This is a genomic window from Brachyspira pulli, assembly GCF_036997785.1.
In the GTDB taxonomy this organism is placed as follows: domain Bacteria; phylum Spirochaetota; class Brachyspiria; order Brachyspirales; family Brachyspiraceae; genus Brachyspira; species Brachyspira pulli.
Genome location: NZ_JAWLQI010000075.1, coordinates 1 through 16624, shown reverse-complemented (window position 1 = coordinate 16624; position 16624 = coordinate 1). Strand labels below are relative to the sequence as shown.

The 16624-nt window shown below is 25.0% G+C and carries 14 protein-coding genes; 4 read left to right on the top strand and 10 right to left on the bottom strand.

Annotation, left to right across the window (positions count from 1 at the left end):
* Nucleotides 1-430: 430 nt before the first annotated feature.
* Complete coding sequence (gene dnaX / locus R4K56_RS13065; RefSeq protein ID WP_335773201.1) at nucleotides 431-1996, bottom strand: DNA polymerase III subunit gamma/tau; 1566 nt, start codon at nucleotides 1994-1996, stop codon at nucleotides 431-433.
* Between the two features lie 966 nt (nucleotides 1997-2962).
* On the opposite strand from dnaX, the gene R4K56_RS13060 reads away from it, so the two are divergent.
* On the top strand, nucleotides 2963-3379 hold the full coding sequence (locus R4K56_RS13060) for a hypothetical protein (RefSeq protein ID WP_335772822.1): 417 nt from the start codon (nucleotides 2963-2965) through the stop codon (nucleotides 3377-3379).
* A 119-nt stretch (nucleotides 3380-3498) separates the two neighbouring features.
* Here the strand turns inward: R4K56_RS13060 and R4K56_RS13055 are convergent, their stop codons facing one another.
* The 5 genes from R4K56_RS13055 to R4K56_RS13035 all read right to left on the bottom strand — a co-directional run bounded on the left by R4K56_RS13055 (nucleotide 3499) and on the right by R4K56_RS13035 (nucleotide 11011).
* The gene (locus tag R4K56_RS13055) at nucleotides 3499-5475 is read right to left on the bottom strand and encodes an ATP-dependent helicase (RefSeq protein ID WP_335772821.1); all 1977 of its coding nucleotides are present in this window, start codon (nucleotides 5473-5475) and stop codon (nucleotides 3499-3501) included.
* Nucleotides 5476-6210: 735 nt separating this feature from the next.
* Nucleotides 6211-7710: a DUF2828 family protein gene (locus tag R4K56_RS13050; protein WP_335772820.1), complete on the bottom strand. Its 1500-nt coding sequence runs from the start codon at nucleotides 7708-7710 to the stop codon at nucleotides 6211-6213.
* A gap of 408 nt (nucleotides 7711-8118) precedes the next feature.
* Nucleotides 8119-8694: a 3'-5' exonuclease family protein gene (locus R4K56_RS13045; protein WP_335772819.1), complete on the bottom strand. Its 576-nt coding sequence runs from the start codon at nucleotides 8692-8694 to the stop codon at nucleotides 8119-8121.
* A 20-nt stretch (nucleotides 8695-8714) separates the two neighbouring features.
* The gene (locus tag R4K56_RS13040; RefSeq protein ID WP_335772818.1) at nucleotides 8715-10145 is read right to left on the bottom strand and encodes an AAA family ATPase; all 1431 of its coding nucleotides are present in this window, start codon (nucleotides 10143-10145) and stop codon (nucleotides 8715-8717) included.
* Between the two features lie 410 nt (nucleotides 10146-10555).
* Nucleotides 10556-11011 carry a DIP1984 family protein gene (locus R4K56_RS13035; protein ID WP_335757346.1) on the bottom strand — a complete coding sequence of 152 codons (456 nt, stop codon included), beginning with the start codon at nucleotides 11009-11011 and terminating at the stop codon, nucleotides 10556-10558.
* Nucleotides 11012-11153: 142 nt separating this feature from the next.
* Between R4K56_RS13035 and R4K56_RS13030 the strand changes: the two genes are divergently transcribed.
* The 3 genes from R4K56_RS13030 to R4K56_RS13020 all read left to right on the top strand — a co-directional run bounded on the left by R4K56_RS13030 (nucleotide 11154) and on the right by R4K56_RS13020 (nucleotide 13530).
* On the top strand, nucleotides 11154-11594 hold the full coding sequence (locus R4K56_RS13030; RefSeq protein ID WP_335772817.1) for a hypothetical protein: 441 nt from the start codon (nucleotides 11154-11156) through the stop codon (nucleotides 11592-11594).
* Nucleotides 11595-11699: 105 nt separating this feature from the next.
* Complete coding sequence (locus R4K56_RS13025; protein WP_335772816.1) at nucleotides 11700-12413, top strand: hypothetical protein; 714 nt, start codon at nucleotides 11700-11702, stop codon at nucleotides 12411-12413.
* A gap of 13 nt (nucleotides 12414-12426) precedes the next feature.
* Entirely contained in the window at nucleotides 12427-13530 is a 1104-nt protein-coding gene (locus R4K56_RS13020; RefSeq protein WP_335772815.1) for a glycosyltransferase family 2 protein, read from the top strand.
* A 4-nt stretch (nucleotides 13531-13534) separates the two neighbouring features.
* Here R4K56_RS13020 and R4K56_RS13015 read toward each other — a convergent pair whose 3' ends face one another.
* The 4 genes from R4K56_RS13015 to R4K56_RS13000 all read right to left on the bottom strand — a co-directional run bounded on the left by R4K56_RS13015 (nucleotide 13535) and on the right by R4K56_RS13000 (nucleotide 16383).
* Complete coding sequence (locus R4K56_RS13015) at nucleotides 13535-14413, bottom strand: DMT family transporter (protein WP_335772814.1); 879 nt, start codon at nucleotides 14411-14413, stop codon at nucleotides 13535-13537.
* A 434-nt stretch (nucleotides 14414-14847) separates the two neighbouring features.
* Nucleotides 14848-15261 (bottom strand): A1S_2505 family phage non-structural protein, encoded by a 414-nt coding sequence (locus R4K56_RS13010; protein ID WP_335772813.1) that lies wholly within the window; start codon nucleotides 15259-15261, stop codon nucleotides 14848-14850.
* Nucleotides 15262-15270: 9 nt separating this feature from the next.
* Nucleotides 15271-15657 carry a YkvA family protein gene (locus R4K56_RS13005; protein WP_335772812.1) on the bottom strand — a complete coding sequence of 129 codons (387 nt, stop codon included), beginning with the start codon at nucleotides 15655-15657 and terminating at the stop codon, nucleotides 15271-15273.
* 18 nt (nucleotides 15658-15675) lie between these two features.
* A complete protein-coding gene (locus tag R4K56_RS13000; RefSeq protein WP_335772811.1) occupies nucleotides 15676-16383 on the bottom strand; it encodes a hypothetical protein in 708 nt (235 codons plus the stop codon).
* Nucleotides 16384-16624 lie beyond the last annotated feature (241 nt).

Genomic DNA, 16624 nt, shown 5'->3' with positions numbered 1-16624 from the left:
CTGAAAATTTTTAAGTTTGTCAAAAAATACAATTTTAAATTTAGGTTATTTGTGGGACTAGCCCCACCGCTCTGCGTACTTCGTAACACCCCAGTTCTTTTGCGACCGAAGGGAGTGCCTGCGACCATAGGAAGTCCTTTAGGGCGGTATTGGCACAAAGAAGCTATATCCTCGATAAACTCGGATACGCTTCGCGAAAGACTGCATTGTTAGTCAAAATATAGTTTTCATATTATATTTTAAAGAAAACTTAATAATATTTTATGCTATTAATAAATAAAAAATTACATTTATAAATAATTCAAAATTGACAAAATATATTTGTTTAGATATATATAAACAAGCAGGGCAGTTTATAATAATAAAAAAATTAAGCTATGATACTTAAATATAAAAATGATAAAATATAGCTGTTTACTATAACTTAAAATTATAAAGAATTTTCATCTACTTCAGTAGCTTGTAAACGTGTTTTTAATTTATCTATCATATTGCCTTCTACTGCACGCTGAAACTGTATAGCAACATCTTTATTCTTTGTGAATTTTGGTATGGCTTTTGATATTAAATCATTTATACGTTTATCAGTTTGAGTCATATCATATATATGATCAGGCAATGCTACTATTAAAGTTGCTCCTTTACTTTCTATAGGGTTTCCTTGAGATAATAAAGAATATATAGTAGGGCTTTCTGTTTCTATATATGAAAGTATTTTATTGTAGAATATACGTCTTTTATCTGTAGGATTTAAAGGCACATCTGGGTGAGGCTTATCTGATGTATTAGGTACTTGAGTATTAACTGTATTAGCAGCAGGTGCATTTTCAAATCCGTAATCATCGCTGGCTTGAGAAACCGCCTGCATATTAATTATATCTACAGGGCGTATCAAATTATCAGTATTAAGAAGTAATAACATACACATTTCAAATATAGTTCTAGGATTTGATGCATTTCTTATTCTTTCTTCTACTAATAATATATAATCAAGTATTCTTTCTATTTCATCATCATTGTAATGGTTGGCAAAAGTTTTTAAATCATCTCTTTCATTTTCAGTTATTTCTAATAGCTTTATATCATCAATGCCGCTTTTTATCATAAGAACAACACGCATATATTCTATTATACTGTTTATAAAAGTTCTTGGATCAACTGCTTCTTCGAATAATTTTTTTACGAATTCAAAATAAGTTTTTTTATCACCGGACATTATAATATCAAAAAACTCTTTAACAAAAGAAAAATTGTTTCCGCCTACAACAGCATTAACATCAGCACTTGTTATATACTTTTTATCTGTAGTATATGCTATCATCTTTTCAAGTATAGTTTCACTGTCACGTACAGAACCTCTGGCCTGTTTAGCTATTAAGAAAATTGCTTCTTCATCATATTTAATATTTTCTTTATCAAGTATGCCTTTTAATATTTTCTCTAAATCTTCTATACCTAAAGATTTAAAAGTATATTGCTGACAGCGGCTTCTTATAGTAGGAAGTACTCTGTCTGCTTCAGTAGTGGCAAGTATAAAAACAACATGAGCAGGAGGCTCTTCCAAAGTTTTAAGCAAAGCATTAAAAGCCTCATTAGTTATCTGATGCACCTCGTCTATGATATATACTTTATATTTACCGGCAACTGGAGATATGCGTACATTTTCAATAATTGTTCTTATATTTTCTATACCTCTGTTGCTTGCACCGTCGATTTCTATAACATCAAGAGGAGTTCCATTTTCTATTTGAGTACAAGAAGGACAAACTCCGCAAGGTTTATCAGTAGGGCCATTAACACAGTTTAGGGCTTTAGCTATAATTCTAGCAAGAGAGGTTTTACCAACTCCATGAGCACCTGAAAAAAGATATGCATGTGCTATCTTCTTTTGAGCTATACTCTTTGATATTGTCTTTGTGATATGTTCCTGACCTATAACTTCTTCAAAAGTTTGAGGACGGTATTTTCTTGCAATTACTTTATAGTTTTCAGCCATATTTATAGTGTTCCATTTAAATTATTTTTTTGTATTATTTTAAGCTATTTTAACAGACTATATTTATTTGTCAATTTAAGTGTTTATTAAAAAATTGATTAAATAATCATTATTCCCGTTCTTTTATTATAATTTCTATAGTATAAAATTATACTTCTAATATATAAACTTTATATTATTATTATAAATATAATATAAAAGGGGGAAACTTATGAAAGTTACTTTTGAATGGAACACCGATATGGAAGAGGCAAAAAAGATGGCTTGTATTCTTGCCATTTTTGAAAACTCAGATGGATCAAAAGGTATTGGGTACACAATGTAGGATCCTGATGATAAATGTCGGCTATCTCATGATTGTACACCTATTGAACTTTCTAAACCAATTGCTTGGATTCTTGATGAAGCCTTATTTCCTAAAGAGCTTGAGTGAAAATTCTCTCATATATCAAATAGCCCAATAATTGTAAATGTAATAAATTTATTATAAAGAAATTTATTCAGACAACTGCTTTACTGGTATTTTGTCAAGAGTTTTTGATGAAGAAACTAAAAATGAATTTGTTATATATTAAGTAGTTTTTCTATGTTATTTGGCAATTTTTATTTATTTTTTAACAGCTTTATATAATTTGATGATATTAAATATATCACAAAAAATAGATATTTATATGTAAAATATGATTTTGTAATGCATTTTTATATAAAATAATATACATGCTGTATCGAATATAATTTTTATAATATTATTTTTTTTTATCACTTTAATAATAAGTATTAAAATATTTTTTGTTTTTTTAGTATTGACTAAAATTGATAAATTGAATATAATACTTATCATGGTTATTTATGTTCACAATCGACAATCGACAATCGACAATCGACAATCGACAATCGACAATCGACAATCGATAATCTTTTTTTAGAAAAAAATTTATGCCTTCTTTCTAAAGGGAGTGTTAGCTGATGGATAATGAATATAATGAAATGTATAATAATATATTAAATAATTATGATGAGTACCTCAAAATAGTTGATATTTGTCATAATTTGGCAGTAATAAGAATCAATAATCTTATTAAAACTTTTGGCGGATACAATTTTGAAAACGAATGTTTTTACAAAGAAATAAAGAATGACAAAGTTTCTTATGCAATTGATATATATTGCGATAAAATTGACAGTTCATCTTTAATAATACATTCAAGCAGGGGATATGATGACTTGGAAAGAATTTTAAAGAAAGAAGAATGTATTTATGGATTTAAAAAATCTGAAGATGAAGATACAATATATAGAAAATTTGCTTTTCCAAAAGATGAAAAGAAACTTTTGTATATAACAGAAAAAATTATTAATATACTTCAAAAAGAAGTTAGTTAATTTTTGAAATATATTATCTATTTTTATATATAACTGTATATAGTGTATTTAGATATTATATTAACTACATGAAACATGTATACCATATTAAAATATTGTTCTAATTTATATATTTTTAATCAATAATCAAAAGCGTCCTCATCTATATCCATATAATTTCCGGCATAATTAGCTTTTTCTTTTATAAGCATTAATTTTTTAGGAATCTCCATTAAGAATGATGATGGTATTTGTTCCATTATTCCGCTGCTTACTCTGCGTTTTTTTGAATAAGTTAAATAAAGTTTTCTTTTTGCTCTTGTAATGCCTACATAACAGAGTCTCCTTTCCTCGTCAATTCCGCCTTCTTCTTCAAGTGAGAAATAATGAGGGAAAACTCCTTGTTCCATTCCTGTGATAAATACAACATCAAATTCAAGACCTTTAGCATTATGTATTGTCATAAGTGTTATAGAATCTTCTTTTTCATCATTGGTATTTATATCTCTGTATAATGTGTTTTCTTCTAAAAATGTTATTAATGTAGCATCAGCTTCCATTGATTTATAATCATAAAAGCCTCTGAAAAGTTCTCTTATATTTTCTTCCGCTGTCATGATTCTGTCATTGCCTTCGCTTTTAAATATAGAAAAATAATCAATTTCTTTTAAAAATTCAAAAAAGATATTTTCTATATTTATTCCTTCTTCATTGATAATATCTTCTTTTATTTTTAAAGCATATTCATTTATTATATATTTGTATGCTTTAATATTATTTATTGCTTTCTTGCTTAAATCAGAATCTTCAAGTATATCAATGGCATTAAATAAAGTTAATTTTCTTGAGCTTGCAAATGTTTCAAAGTTGGCTATAGTTTTTTCACCTATTGCTCTTGGAGGCGTATTAATAGTTCTTCTTACGCTGAAATTATCTCCGAAGCCTGTCATTAATCTTAAAAATGAAATTGAATCTTTAATTTCAATTCTTTCAAAAAATCCAACTCCTCCTATTATCTTATAGCTTATAGAATGTAGTCTTAATTCCTTTTCATAGGCTCTTGACTGGCTGTTTGTTCTAAACAATATAACTATATCTTTTGCTTCAAATCCATGATCAAATAAAGATTCTATTTCATTAACTACGCTTCTTGCTTCTTCTAAATCGCTGTAGCAAATCCAATTTTCTATTTTAAATTCATTAGGTTTATTTGAAAACACATTTTTTTCATGTCTGTTTGTATTATTTTTTATAACGCTCAAAGCGGCAGCAACTACATCTTTAGGACATCTGTAATTTTCTTCAAGGCGTACAATTTTTGTATTTGGATAATCTTTTTCAAAATCAAGTATATTTAAAACATTAGCACCTCTGAATGCATATATACTTTGATCATCATCGCCCACAACTGTTAAATCATTTTCTGCATCCTGCGTTAATAACTTTATTAATTTATACTGCTGAGGATTGGTGTCTTGAAATTCATCTACCAAAATATATTTAAATCTATTTCTATAATAATTTAAAACTGTTTTTTCCTGTTCAAATAATTTTATTGTATTTAATATAAGATCATCAAAGTCCATTACATTTTCATTAATCTCATATTCTGTATATTTTTTATAAACATTTTCAAATATATCTCTGTCGAAAGTAATACCGTCTTCCATTTCATTTTTTACAGCGGATATAAATCTCATAACAATTTTTGGAGTAATATTTTTTGGAACTTTTTCATCTTTCATTATTTTTTTTATTACTGACAATTTATCGCCTTCATCTAAAATAAGAAAGTTAGATTTATATCCTATACGATGTGCATTTTCTTTTAAAATTCTTAAGCATGCAGAGTGAAAAGTTCTTATAAATAATCGGCTTGGTTTTATATCCGGAAGCAAGTCGCAAACTCTTTGCTTCATTTCATTTGCTGCCTTATTTGTAAATGTTACAGCTAATATATTTTCCGGAGCTACTTCAAGTTCATTTATAAGATAAGCTATTTTTCTTGTGATTACTAGAGTTTTACCGCTTCCAGCACCGGCTAGCAAAAGCAATGGTGTTCCTGTATGTAAAATTCCTTCCTTTTGAACTTCGCTTACATTTTGAAGTATATCCATAATTAAAACCTTTATAATTAATATTTGAGAAAGTATTATATTGTATATTTATTTATATGCAAGTTTTATAGAAAAATAAAACTAGGGCGAGGTACTAGCCGTACGGGCTTGCTGAACGGTAATGCTTTTTCTTATAGAAAGTACAATGTACGTTCGGGATAATGCATTTTAGTTCAAACTGATTTTAAATTTAATAAACGCTTGGGCGAGTGTTAATATTTCTGTATTGGTGTTTAGGAAAATATAAATAAAAATTTCAGGATAAAGTATTTAAGAATAAAGGGCGGGTACTAGCCGTACGGGCTTGCCGAACGGTAATGCTTTTTCTTACAGAAAGTACAATGTACGTTCGGGATAATGCATTTTAGTTCAAACATATTTTAAATTTAATAAACGCTTGGGCGGTGCTTTAATTTCTAATAAAGCAATAAAGAAATTTAAATTATGATTTAAAAATATACTATAAAGAATAAAGGGAGGGGAATGTAATAAAAGTTTTAAAGCTTAAATTACATTTGCCCACCCTTTGTCTTTTTAACATTATTATGTGATTTTTATGCTATTATTCTTTTTAAATTTATACTGTTATTATAACTGCCCACCCAGATGTTTTTTTTTATTTATTGTATATTCACCGCACGCAGAATGAATTTAAATATAAAACGAAATATGAATTCAAATTTTTATTATAAAATAAAGTATTATTAACCGTGCGTTAAACAGAATTCTATTTAATTAATCCTTTATATCTATACTATAATCTTTCAAAGTATCTAATATTAAAAGCATTGAGATTTCATCTTGATTTGTTAAATCGTATTTGTCTATATTGATTATGTTTTTTATAGCATTCTGACTTCTTCCAGATACAAATAAAACATTATCATTTTTCAAAGCAGGCATTATTCTGCTTAATGAGTTTACATTCCAGAAAATTATTATAGGAAGTTTATAATTATTTTTATTAAATAGTTCTTTCCAATATTCAAAGTTAGTTTTATTTCGCATTTGACATTCATTAAACTCCATATCAGAAATTATTATTATATATTTAGGGAGTTCTTCTTGCGGTACATGATTTTTGAGAGCAGTGTCAAGCAAGGCTTTAAATACTGAATCTATATTCGTACTCATATCAACAGATGATCTTAAAACATAATTAACTACATCAACAATATTATTTATATTTGATATGTCATGCATTTTAGAATTGCCGCAGAAATCTATAAAATGATTATGAAATGCAGACTTATTTAATTGTGCTATATATATTCCCAAAGCTACAGAACATATTAAAGGCTCACCATTCAAAGCCATTCTCATACTTCCAGATACATCGCATGCTGCAATAGCATTTAAATTATTATCTCCAAAAATGTTTGGAAGATTTTTCCAAGTTAAATCAAATTCTTCTCTTCTTGAGTCTATATCTTCTTTGTTACAGTCTAAAATCTCTCTTATAACATCAAATGGAGTTAATACGCTTGTATTTAATTTTACTTTTCCTGACTTTACATCTTCAAAAAATTGTTTGTATCTTTTTTCATCATTTCTAATAAATGCTTTTGAGTATTTTCTCATAGCAAGCGAAGGAACTGAAGAATAATTAAATGTATAATCTTTTTCTCTCAAATTATTTTCTATTATTTTTATTTTCTTTCTTAAAGCAGATAAAGTTTTTCTGTATTCTTTACTCTCCATATTTAAAAGCTTTATTAATTCTCTTGCAATGTTTCTTGTATTTTTTGATGAAGTATTTTCACTAGGAAGCCATTTAGCAAGAAGTGAAACATTATCAGTTGTTTTATCTTTTTCTAATTGCTCTAATATCATATTTTTTGTAAAATCAGAAATATTTTTATTTTCTCTATTCTCATACCATATATAAATAATATCGTCCCATCTTCCAAGCTCTGGTATAGTTTTTAAAATTTCTATTGCAGTGAGAGTATGATTTTGTTTAATCATAATATTAATATATTTTCTGAAAACTTCTCTCTCACCAATGCCATTTCTTATATCTCTTAAATACATTATAGATTTAGCTGTAAGTTCAGGACTTTCCCTCCAAGCATCTATAAAATATTTTAATAATTCATCATCTTTTTTTAATCTGCTTGCTCCCATAGTGGCAAATAAATCTATTACACCGCTTAATGATGAAATATTTGTATCAGCAAAATTCTGCGTATAAGTTTTATTAAAAGAATTTTTAAGCAAATCTAAAAAAGACATAAAATAATTCTCCTATAATAAAAAATATTCTATGCCTATAATTAAATAAGCATAGAATTAAAAAACTAGACACGATATACACCATTAAAAATGGCTAAAGGAGTTGAACCTTCTTACTTACCAGAAAATAAATTGCTGTTCGTGTCTAAAAAAATATTATTTCAAAATAAAAACTAGACACGATTAATAAACCATTAAAAATGGCGAAGGGAGTCAATCCTTCTAATTATGGAGACTTAACTTAAATAACTGCTGTTCGTGTCTAAAAATTATTATTGCAAAATAAAAAACTAGATTCCATTTAATCCAGACTGTGGCTTAAATATATTGCTGTTGGAATCTGTTTTTAATTATATTACTGATTATTAATTTTGTCAATATTTTAAAGTTGGTGTATACATTATAAATTTAAATAACTATATCTGTATTATCTTGTAAATTATATTTTGTAATATTTAATGTTTTTAAATTAAAAGGATATACATTAAAATGATATTGATTTTTAACTTTACTTTCATCAAATAGAGTTCTGTTATAATTTTTATTTTTCTTTTGACTTGTACCTTGGTCTATATTTATATTAGAAGTATTTATTTTCTTATCGGATATTAAATAAAAATCAATATTGTCAACTTGAGAATAAGCAACTAGAACAGACATTACTCTAATATATGCCCCCAAAAATTGCCAATATAATTTATCTAAATCTTTATCATGAATATCTTTTTTTAATTCTATTATATGTAAATCTAAATTATTATTTTGATTTTTTCTTATGATAACAGCATCAGCACATTTAGCCATTCTTATATAATTAAATTTATTATTTCCTTCAATATTTGTTGTGCATATAGACTTAGATAATAATTTTATATAACATTCCATTTTTGAAGCAGCATCCATTATATGAAATGTATTTTCTAATATTTGAAAATTATATATTTCTATTTTAAATAGAGTATTAAGTTCAAAAAAATTTTCCATAATAATATCCTAAAATTAATTTAAATACTTTCATTAATTTCATCATATTCATTTGAAGCTTCGTTGATATAATCATGGAAAGTTTCTATATAAAAACCAGTTTTTTTATTTCCTTCTAATGGTATTATATTTGTTGTATTATCTTTATCTGTATTAAATTGATATATTCTTATCTTTTCAATATCTATAATGTCATTTTCTGTATAAGAATATTTTTTTAATAAATTATTTTTTTTATCTTTATCATTTATAGAGTTAAGTTTTATCATATTGTTTATATGTTCTAAGATTGTATCACTATGAGTTGATATTATAAGATTAATATTTTTATTTACTAAATTAATAATTATTCTAGCCATTTGTTTTTGAAGTTTAAGATGCAATGACATTTCAGGTTCTTCTATAAAAAGAGTTCCAATATCTTTACCATATTTTAAAAATAAATATAATGGTGCAATTTCTGTAATTACTGCTGAGTTTAAATACATAGGTATTTTTAAATCTGTATTATTAGGCTTATAATAATATCCTCCTGTTTCAGAATTAACTTCTATTTTTCCTTGAATCATATTATGAAATATTGCTATTATATCTGTATATTCTTCGTTTATACTATATTCTTTTGACAAATCAATTAAATTATTTATAAAATAACTAATAGGCTTTTGGAATAAAGTTTTAATTTTTTGATTTTCAATGTTAAATGCAGAAGTTACAGATTGCTTAGCTAATTCTTTATAAGATAAGAAAAAACCTGTTCTTGATGTTGGTAGAAATATTTTTTTGTTATAATAAATATTAAATATATATTTTGTTATACTAGAAAAAATAATCATTATAATATCTAATGTACTAAAATTGGGAATATTACCAGATATTGAATAATCATTCATATGATTTTTATATAAAATACTTATTTTTCTGTTATGTTCTAATAAAATTTTAAAATCAGCTTTATATATGTCTAAATTTATATAATCTAAATTAATGAAATTATTAATATCATTAAATATAAACTGTAATATTTTTCCTTTATATTTATTAAGAAGTAAATTAAATAAATCATTAAATAATTTTAATTCTTCCAATGATAAAAAAAATCTTTCATCTAATGTTTGTTCAGCACAAAATATATTTCGATTTTTAGCAGCATTAATAAAATAATTATTATGCGATTTCATTATTTGAGAATAATTTTCTTTATTATATTCTAAATGCTTATTTATAATATTTTCTATATCTTTATATTCTTGCAAACTAAATAAAAAATCTTTATCTTGAAATAAAATATTTACAATTTCTTCTGAATAATTTGCAAATCCATATATTAATGTCATTAAATAGCTTTTACCACTATTATTATCGCCTATAAATAAAACTAAATCGGAAAGTTCTATTTCTGCTTCTTTAATCTTTCCAAAATTTTTTACCACAAGTTTTGAGTATGACATTATTTTTCCTTTGATAATAATTATTTCAAATTATTATATCATATTTTTTATAAAACAGTAATGAAATTATAAATTTAAATAGCTCTTGGGCGGGTGCTGAAAATTCTAAATAGGTTATAGAGATATTTAATATTAAAATTCAAAAGCTAGTTATATAGAATAAAGGGCGGGGAATGTAATAAAAGTTTTAAAGCTTAAATTACATTTGCCCACCCTCTTTCTTTTGAGTATTATTATGAGATTTTTAGCTATTATTCTTTTTAAATTTATACTCTTATTATAACTGCCCACCCAAGATTTTTTTAAATTTAAAACGTATTTACCGCACGATAAGCTGATTAAAAAATAAAACTTAATATGAATTCAAATTTAAATTATAAATAAAGTATTGTAAACCGTGCGTTAAAATATTACTCTAAATCTACATTCCAATTGGTGGATTGTATCATAACATCTATATCATTATAAGCTTTGGTAAGTTTATCTACTTCTGTTTGTATGTCTTTCACATTTACAAGTACTTTCATCTTAACTTCATTTTTAGCATTTCTGTAATCTTTACTGTTAAGCTCTTTTAAAACCGTTTTATAAATTTCCATTTCTCTGTATAGCTTATCTCTAATATTTATTGCATCAGCTATTGTTATTCCTATAGCAAGTTTGGTATTATGCTCTTTACTGCTTATTTTTATTATTAAGTCTGAAAGTTCATTATTAACTTCTATATACTCTTTTATTAAATCATTAGGGTTTTCGTTATTCTCATTATCATCTTTTAATACAACATTGCTCTTTAATCTTTTTTTGAGATTATCTTCTCTTTTAATATATTCATCTCTTTTTAATAAGGCTTCTCCTAATTTCATAATTTCTCCTTATTCTATAATTTGTTAATAAATATAATAAAAAAGATATTCTAGTCAATAATTTTTGTATATAATCATTTTACAAAAATATAAAAGATATTATTATATAAGTATGATATGTAATATATTTGGAGGGAAGTTTATGAGAAAAATATTTTATCTATGTTTATTTTTTATAATGATATTAATTAGCTGCAATATGTATGTAAGCGATAAGGTAAGCATATTAGTATTTGATGAAGATTCTAAAGGAAATCGTTTAACAAATGAAACATTAGAATTTATTTTAGTAAAGCGTGAGTATACAAACAGCTTTAATAAACTCACTTATATATCAGGTACCATTAATAATAAATACGGCAATCAAATAGTAACTAATTTAAAAGAAGGAGTATATATACCAGATATTAACGATACTAATAGTGCTAAGAATTTAGATTTAAAAGATTATAAAATGAGTATTAATTATAATAATAAAAAAATAGTATTTACAGATAATGATGGAGAAAAATATACGCTTCCTTTGAATAATTCTGAAAATACTTGGTTTTATAAATTACTTCAAAATAATACTAATTTATAATAAGTAATAAATAAGTGGTTTACAAACATGATATTTTTTGTATAATAATATCATTATATATTTTATTTTTGTTTTATTTAGCAAAAATTATCAATGAGTTTATTTATGAAATACTATAAAACTTTTATACTATTCTTTTTTATATTTTTTATTATTTTATCATGTTCAAATGTACCAACTTCATCAAACAATAGTAATATAAAATTAGAGGATAGGGCAGGAAGATATTCTCTTAATCTTAATTTTACAGAAGATATTACTCTTGATTTTGTAGTATTTAAGGAAGGTTATATAAATTTTATAGGAAAGAAAAATAATATAGCAAACAATATAGGCAGTTATTATTTGGGAGATCCAAAAAGTACAAATAATACATTTTCTTTTGATATAAAAGAAACTATTAATGGGGTAGCACCTGATACTTATTTTGTAGATTTTTTCTGGGGCAAATTAAGATATTCACAAAACAAAGAAGTTTATTTCAAAAAAGTTAATGACAGTACAAGCATAAAAATGAATGAGCGTATAGGAATATATTATAATAAAGATAAATCAGCAAATATTACTATAACTGATAAGCAAATATTATGGAGTTATTTTCCAGATGCTTATATTGATATAACTAATCCATATTCTGAAGAAACTTCATTTTCTGCAACAAAAAAATTTACAAATTCAAATGGAGAAGAACATAGTTTTACTATAGATATTATTTTTAACTATAATTCTATTAAATTAAAATTTACTATAACAGACCCTTCTTATGCTCAATATAATAAGGAAGAAGAGTATAGAATAGTTTGGGAAAATAATATTTGATTAGGAATAATATATGATAAAAGTTTCTGTAGTTTTACCAATTTACAATGTAGAAAAATATTTACCAAAATGTTTAGACAGTATTATCAATCAAACATTAAAAGATATAGAAATAATTTGTATTAATGACTGTTCCACTGATAATTGTGAGAATATAGTTAAAGAGTATGTAAAAAAAGACAGCAGAATAAAATTAATTAATAATGAAAAAAATTCTGGAGTAGGGTTATCAAGAAATATAGGTGTAAATTCTAGTAATGCTGAATATATTGCTTTTATAGATTCTGATGATTATATTGAAAATAATTATTTAGAAGAATTGTACAATAGTGCAGTAAAATATGATGCTGATATTGTATTTACAAATAATTTAAATATAGTTAGAGGTAATATAATAAAGCCATATTATCATAATAGAATACATATTTGGAAGAAAAAATTAAAAAATACTTGGCAGGAAGGTATCAGTAATTTTAATGTTAATACTCCAGAAAAAGAAAATACACCTGAATATCCATTAGTTTCAAGTGTTAATAAAATATTTAAAAAAGACTTTATCATAAAAAATAATTTAAAATTTAATGGTTTTATTGTATCAGAGGATACAGAGTTCTTTTATAAATATTTAGTTTATAATCCAAAAATGATTTACAATAATATGGCTAAATATTATTATGTACAAAGACAGTCTTCTATAACACATTCTATAGAAAGAGATAATAAAATGATTTTAGATGCTTTGTCTGTATTTAAAAATATATTTAATTTTTATAAAGAAAATAATGCAGCTTTATTACAAGCATCAAATTTTTATAATTTTAATTCTTTCTTATTTGTTTTTAATAATTACAAAGCAGACAATAAAAATGAATTCTATAAAAAATGCCATGATTTAATGAAAGAACTTGATGTTGAAATAGACAGAGATCGTCATACTTTCATGGCTTATTCTGTTTATGTGATGAAAACTTATGATGATTATAATATTTATTTAGAAAAAATAGAATCCATAAAGAAAAAAGTATTTGATGTTGCTTGGTGGATACCTTCTATTACTTTAAGAGAAAAGTATAAAAAAGTTAATTTAGATAAATTAGCAAATAAAAACTGGAAATAATATTTTAAATATTTTTTGCAGTTATTTTATTCTTATAAAAGTATACTAACAATGCAGCAAATATAATAATGACCATACCGATTATGGAATATATATCTACTTTTTCATTGAATAAAAATATGCTAAACAGATAAGAAAATATTACACCGGTATAATTATAAATACTTACAGCTGATACCGGAGCTTTCTTATATGCTACAGTTAAAAAGAATTGTCCGAATCCAGCAAATATACCTATAATTAAAAGCATAATAATTTCAAATATATTAGGTATCACAAAACTTTTTATAAAGAAAAGTGAGAATAAACATGAGAATAATGAAAAATAAAATATTATCAAAGCATTACTTTCTTTTCCTTTTAGAGAACCTATTATAGCATAGGAAATACCAGCAAACATTGCAGCTGATAATGCTACCAATGAAGGAAATATATTTGAGTTCATAGAAGGCTTTATTATAAATATAGATCCTATAGCTGCTATTATCATACCTAACCATTGAACCTTGATTATTTTTTCTTTAATAAGAATAAATGCAAATAAACTAGACCAGAAAGGGGAAGTTTTTTGAAGTACAGAAGCATCAGCCAATACCATATTATTAGTAGCATAAAAGTAAGCTATTATTCCTAAATATCCGGAAACTGATCTGCAAACTATAGATACAATATTTTCCTTATTTGGAAATAATTTTTCTTTATCTCTGAACATCACAAAAGCACTTATGAATAAAGTTATTAAATTTCTTGCAAATACTTGTTCAATAACTGGTATATTAGCTCCTGATATTTTCACTGCTATTTCCATAATGCTGAATGATAAAGCAGAAAATGTAATGAATAAAGAGCCTAGTTTAATATTATTATTTGAATTATTAATCATAGTTTATAATTTTTTAATTAAATTTTTAATGCCTAGTAGAATAACATTGAATTATACAAAAATCAATTATGAAAATTAATTATATAGTTATTTTAACGCACGGTAAACGAAACTTTATATATGATTTAAATTATAATTAATTGTTTTATATAGTTCATTTTATTCACCGTGCGGTGTGAGAACAACAAATTAAAAAATAACTTGGGTGGGTGTTAAAATAAGAGTTGAAAATTAAAAAGAAAATAAAGTAAAAAGAATATGAAAAAAATTTTTAAAGATATAGGGTGGGCAAATGTAATTAAGCTTTAAAACTTTATTTACATACCCCGCCCTTTAATGTTTTTTATTTTAATTAGAAATTTTAATTTTTTATTCTTTAAAGCTAAAACTGTAAAAGTATTCCCGCCCAAGTTTTATTTTTCTTTAGAAATAAATTACTGATGATTTTTTAGATAGTCAACAAATCTTTGAGGCAAGTAAACATTATCATATTTATCTTTAAGAGCTTCTCTAAAAAGTTCAGCCATTTCTTCTATTTTGAATCCAGCAATACCGCATCCTATTTCAGTAACTAAGAATTTTTTATCTTTATGTTCTAAGGTAAAATCTAAAAACTTATCAACATATTTTTTTATTTCAGATATAGCCATTTTTCCGCTTTTAGTAAAATCAACAGTAGGTATAGCAAAAGTTTTACCTTGAAGCCCATAAGCCTGACCATAAATAGCACCCCAATTCATAGCAGCTCTGGCAGCACCGCCTCCATGAGCTCCTTGAGTATTACTTCCAAAAACGAATACTTCATCATCTTCCAATTGGGTTATTTTACTTGATGATATTCTATCCATAAAGACTCCTTAAAATAATGTGGCAAGTATATATATTATAATCATCATAACAAATCCTGTAATAGTTATTGATAATATAATATTTCTAATAATTACATTGATTATAGGATTATAAGAGAAATTAGCCCTTTTAATACCATACATAAAGGATATAATTAGAAGAAGTACATCATCTAATTTTCCTATTGGTATTCTATCCGGAATTAAATCTATAGGCGATAAAGTATAAATAACTGCTGTAATAAAAGGCAGCCAATATCTCAATTTCATTTTATTTTTATTTTGATATCTTTTATATACTTCGTATTTTCTATATATTCCGTCTTCGCCTAATATTTCAATATCATTTTCATTTATTTCTACATAATCTTCTTTATTCTTTTTATCATTTGCCATATAATTATCCGTAAAATATCAGCTTATTGAATGCTTGCTTTCTTTAATTTTATTATAAAGTCTATTAGACATTTTATTCAAACTAGTATAAGTAAAACCTGCAGATACTGCCCCGCCAATTAGAGGAACAGCTTTTGAAACAGATTTCATAAAACTTTTAGAACCTATTTTTATACCTATAGATTTTAATATGCTTGAAATAACTGCATATCCTACTACAGAACTCACTCTAAAACCTATTCTTGCACTTTTTTCAGCTATAGCTTTCCATATACTATTTAAAGCAAATATGGCTTCATTATCTTCAAACATTACCCCAATATATACGGCAGCAAGACAAGCCTCATCATCTGTCATAGAATCTCCTAAAGTAAAACTAGGAAGTCCTGATATATAGCATAGTTTCTGTACTATTCTTAAAGCATGACATAAAAATTGAGCCGTATCTGCAGGAATTGCCCCTATACCAACAATGCCTCCGGGAAGTCCTGAAACAAATGATATAGCTGATGATTTGCCTATTTCATAATTAATAGCTTCTCTTGATTTTGTATCTATTATATTTAATGGTACTCCTGCATCATAAGCTCCTTTCTCTAGTATAGTCTGAAGAAGTGAAGGATATTCTGATGCAAATGCAGCAACTAAATATTTATGCTTATCTATTTTTACAAGAGGCATATTGGATACCATCTTTATAAATGATAAAATATTTTTTTCTTCCATAAATAATAAACTCCAACTTTTCAAATTATATAGTATATACATTAATAGTCAATTAAATATTTATTATGTATAAAAAAAGAATAGCCAAAATATTAACTATTCTTTTTATAACTATAAAATTGGAATTAATTATTTTTTAACTATATTTAATTTCTATATTATCAAAATCTTCTTTTGAAAGCACAGAAACACAAAGAGGTATTAATATATACTGAAAATTTTTAAGTTTGTCAACTGATGC

Bases quoted from the DNA above. Each gene is read 5' to 3' on its own strand.
- dnaX (WP_335773201.1), bottom strand. From the start codon at position 1,996: ATGGCTGAAAACTATAAAGTAATTGCAAGAAAATACCGTCCTCAAACT.
- R4K56_RS13060 (WP_335772822.1), top strand. From the start codon at position 2,963: ATGGATAATGAATATAATGAAATGTATAATAATATATTAAATAATTAT.
- R4K56_RS13055 (WP_335772821.1), bottom strand. From the start codon at position 5,475: ATGGATATACTTCAAAATGTAAGCGAAGTTCAAAAGGAAGGAATTTTA.
- R4K56_RS13050 (WP_335772820.1), bottom strand. From the start codon at position 7,710: ATGTCTTTTTTAGATTTGCTTAAAAATTCTTTTAATAAAACTTATACG.
- R4K56_RS13045 (WP_335772819.1), bottom strand. From the start codon at position 8,694: ATGGAAAATTTTTTTGAACTTAATACTCTATTTAAAATAGAAATATAT.
- R4K56_RS13040 (WP_335772818.1), bottom strand. From the start codon at position 10,145: ATGTCATACTCAAAACTTGTGGTAAAAAATTTTGGAAAGATTAAAGAA.
- R4K56_RS13035 (WP_335757346.1), bottom strand. From the start codon at position 11,011: ATGAAATTAGGAGAAGCCTTATTAAAAAGAGATGAATATATTAAAAGA.
- R4K56_RS13030 (WP_335772817.1), top strand. From the start codon at position 11,154: ATGAGAAAAATATTTTATCTATGTTTATTTTTTATAATGATATTAATT.
- R4K56_RS13025 (WP_335772816.1), top strand. From the start codon at position 11,700: ATGAAATACTATAAAACTTTTATACTATTCTTTTTTATATTTTTTATT.
- R4K56_RS13020 (WP_335772815.1), top strand. From the start codon at position 12,427: ATGATAAAAGTTTCTGTAGTTTTACCAATTTACAATGTAGAAAAATAT.
- R4K56_RS13015 (WP_335772814.1), bottom strand. From the start codon at position 14,413: ATGATTAATAATTCAAATAATAATATTAAACTAGGCTCTTTATTCATT.
- R4K56_RS13010 (WP_335772813.1), bottom strand. From the start codon at position 15,261: ATGGATAGAATATCATCAAGTAAAATAACCCAATTGGAAGATGATGAA.
- R4K56_RS13005 (WP_335772812.1), bottom strand. From the start codon at position 15,657: ATGGCAAATGATAAAAAGAATAAAGAAGATTATGTAGAAATAAATGAA.
- R4K56_RS13000 (WP_335772811.1), bottom strand. From the start codon at position 16,383: ATGGAAGAAAAAAATATTTTATCATTTATAAAGATGGTATCCAATATG.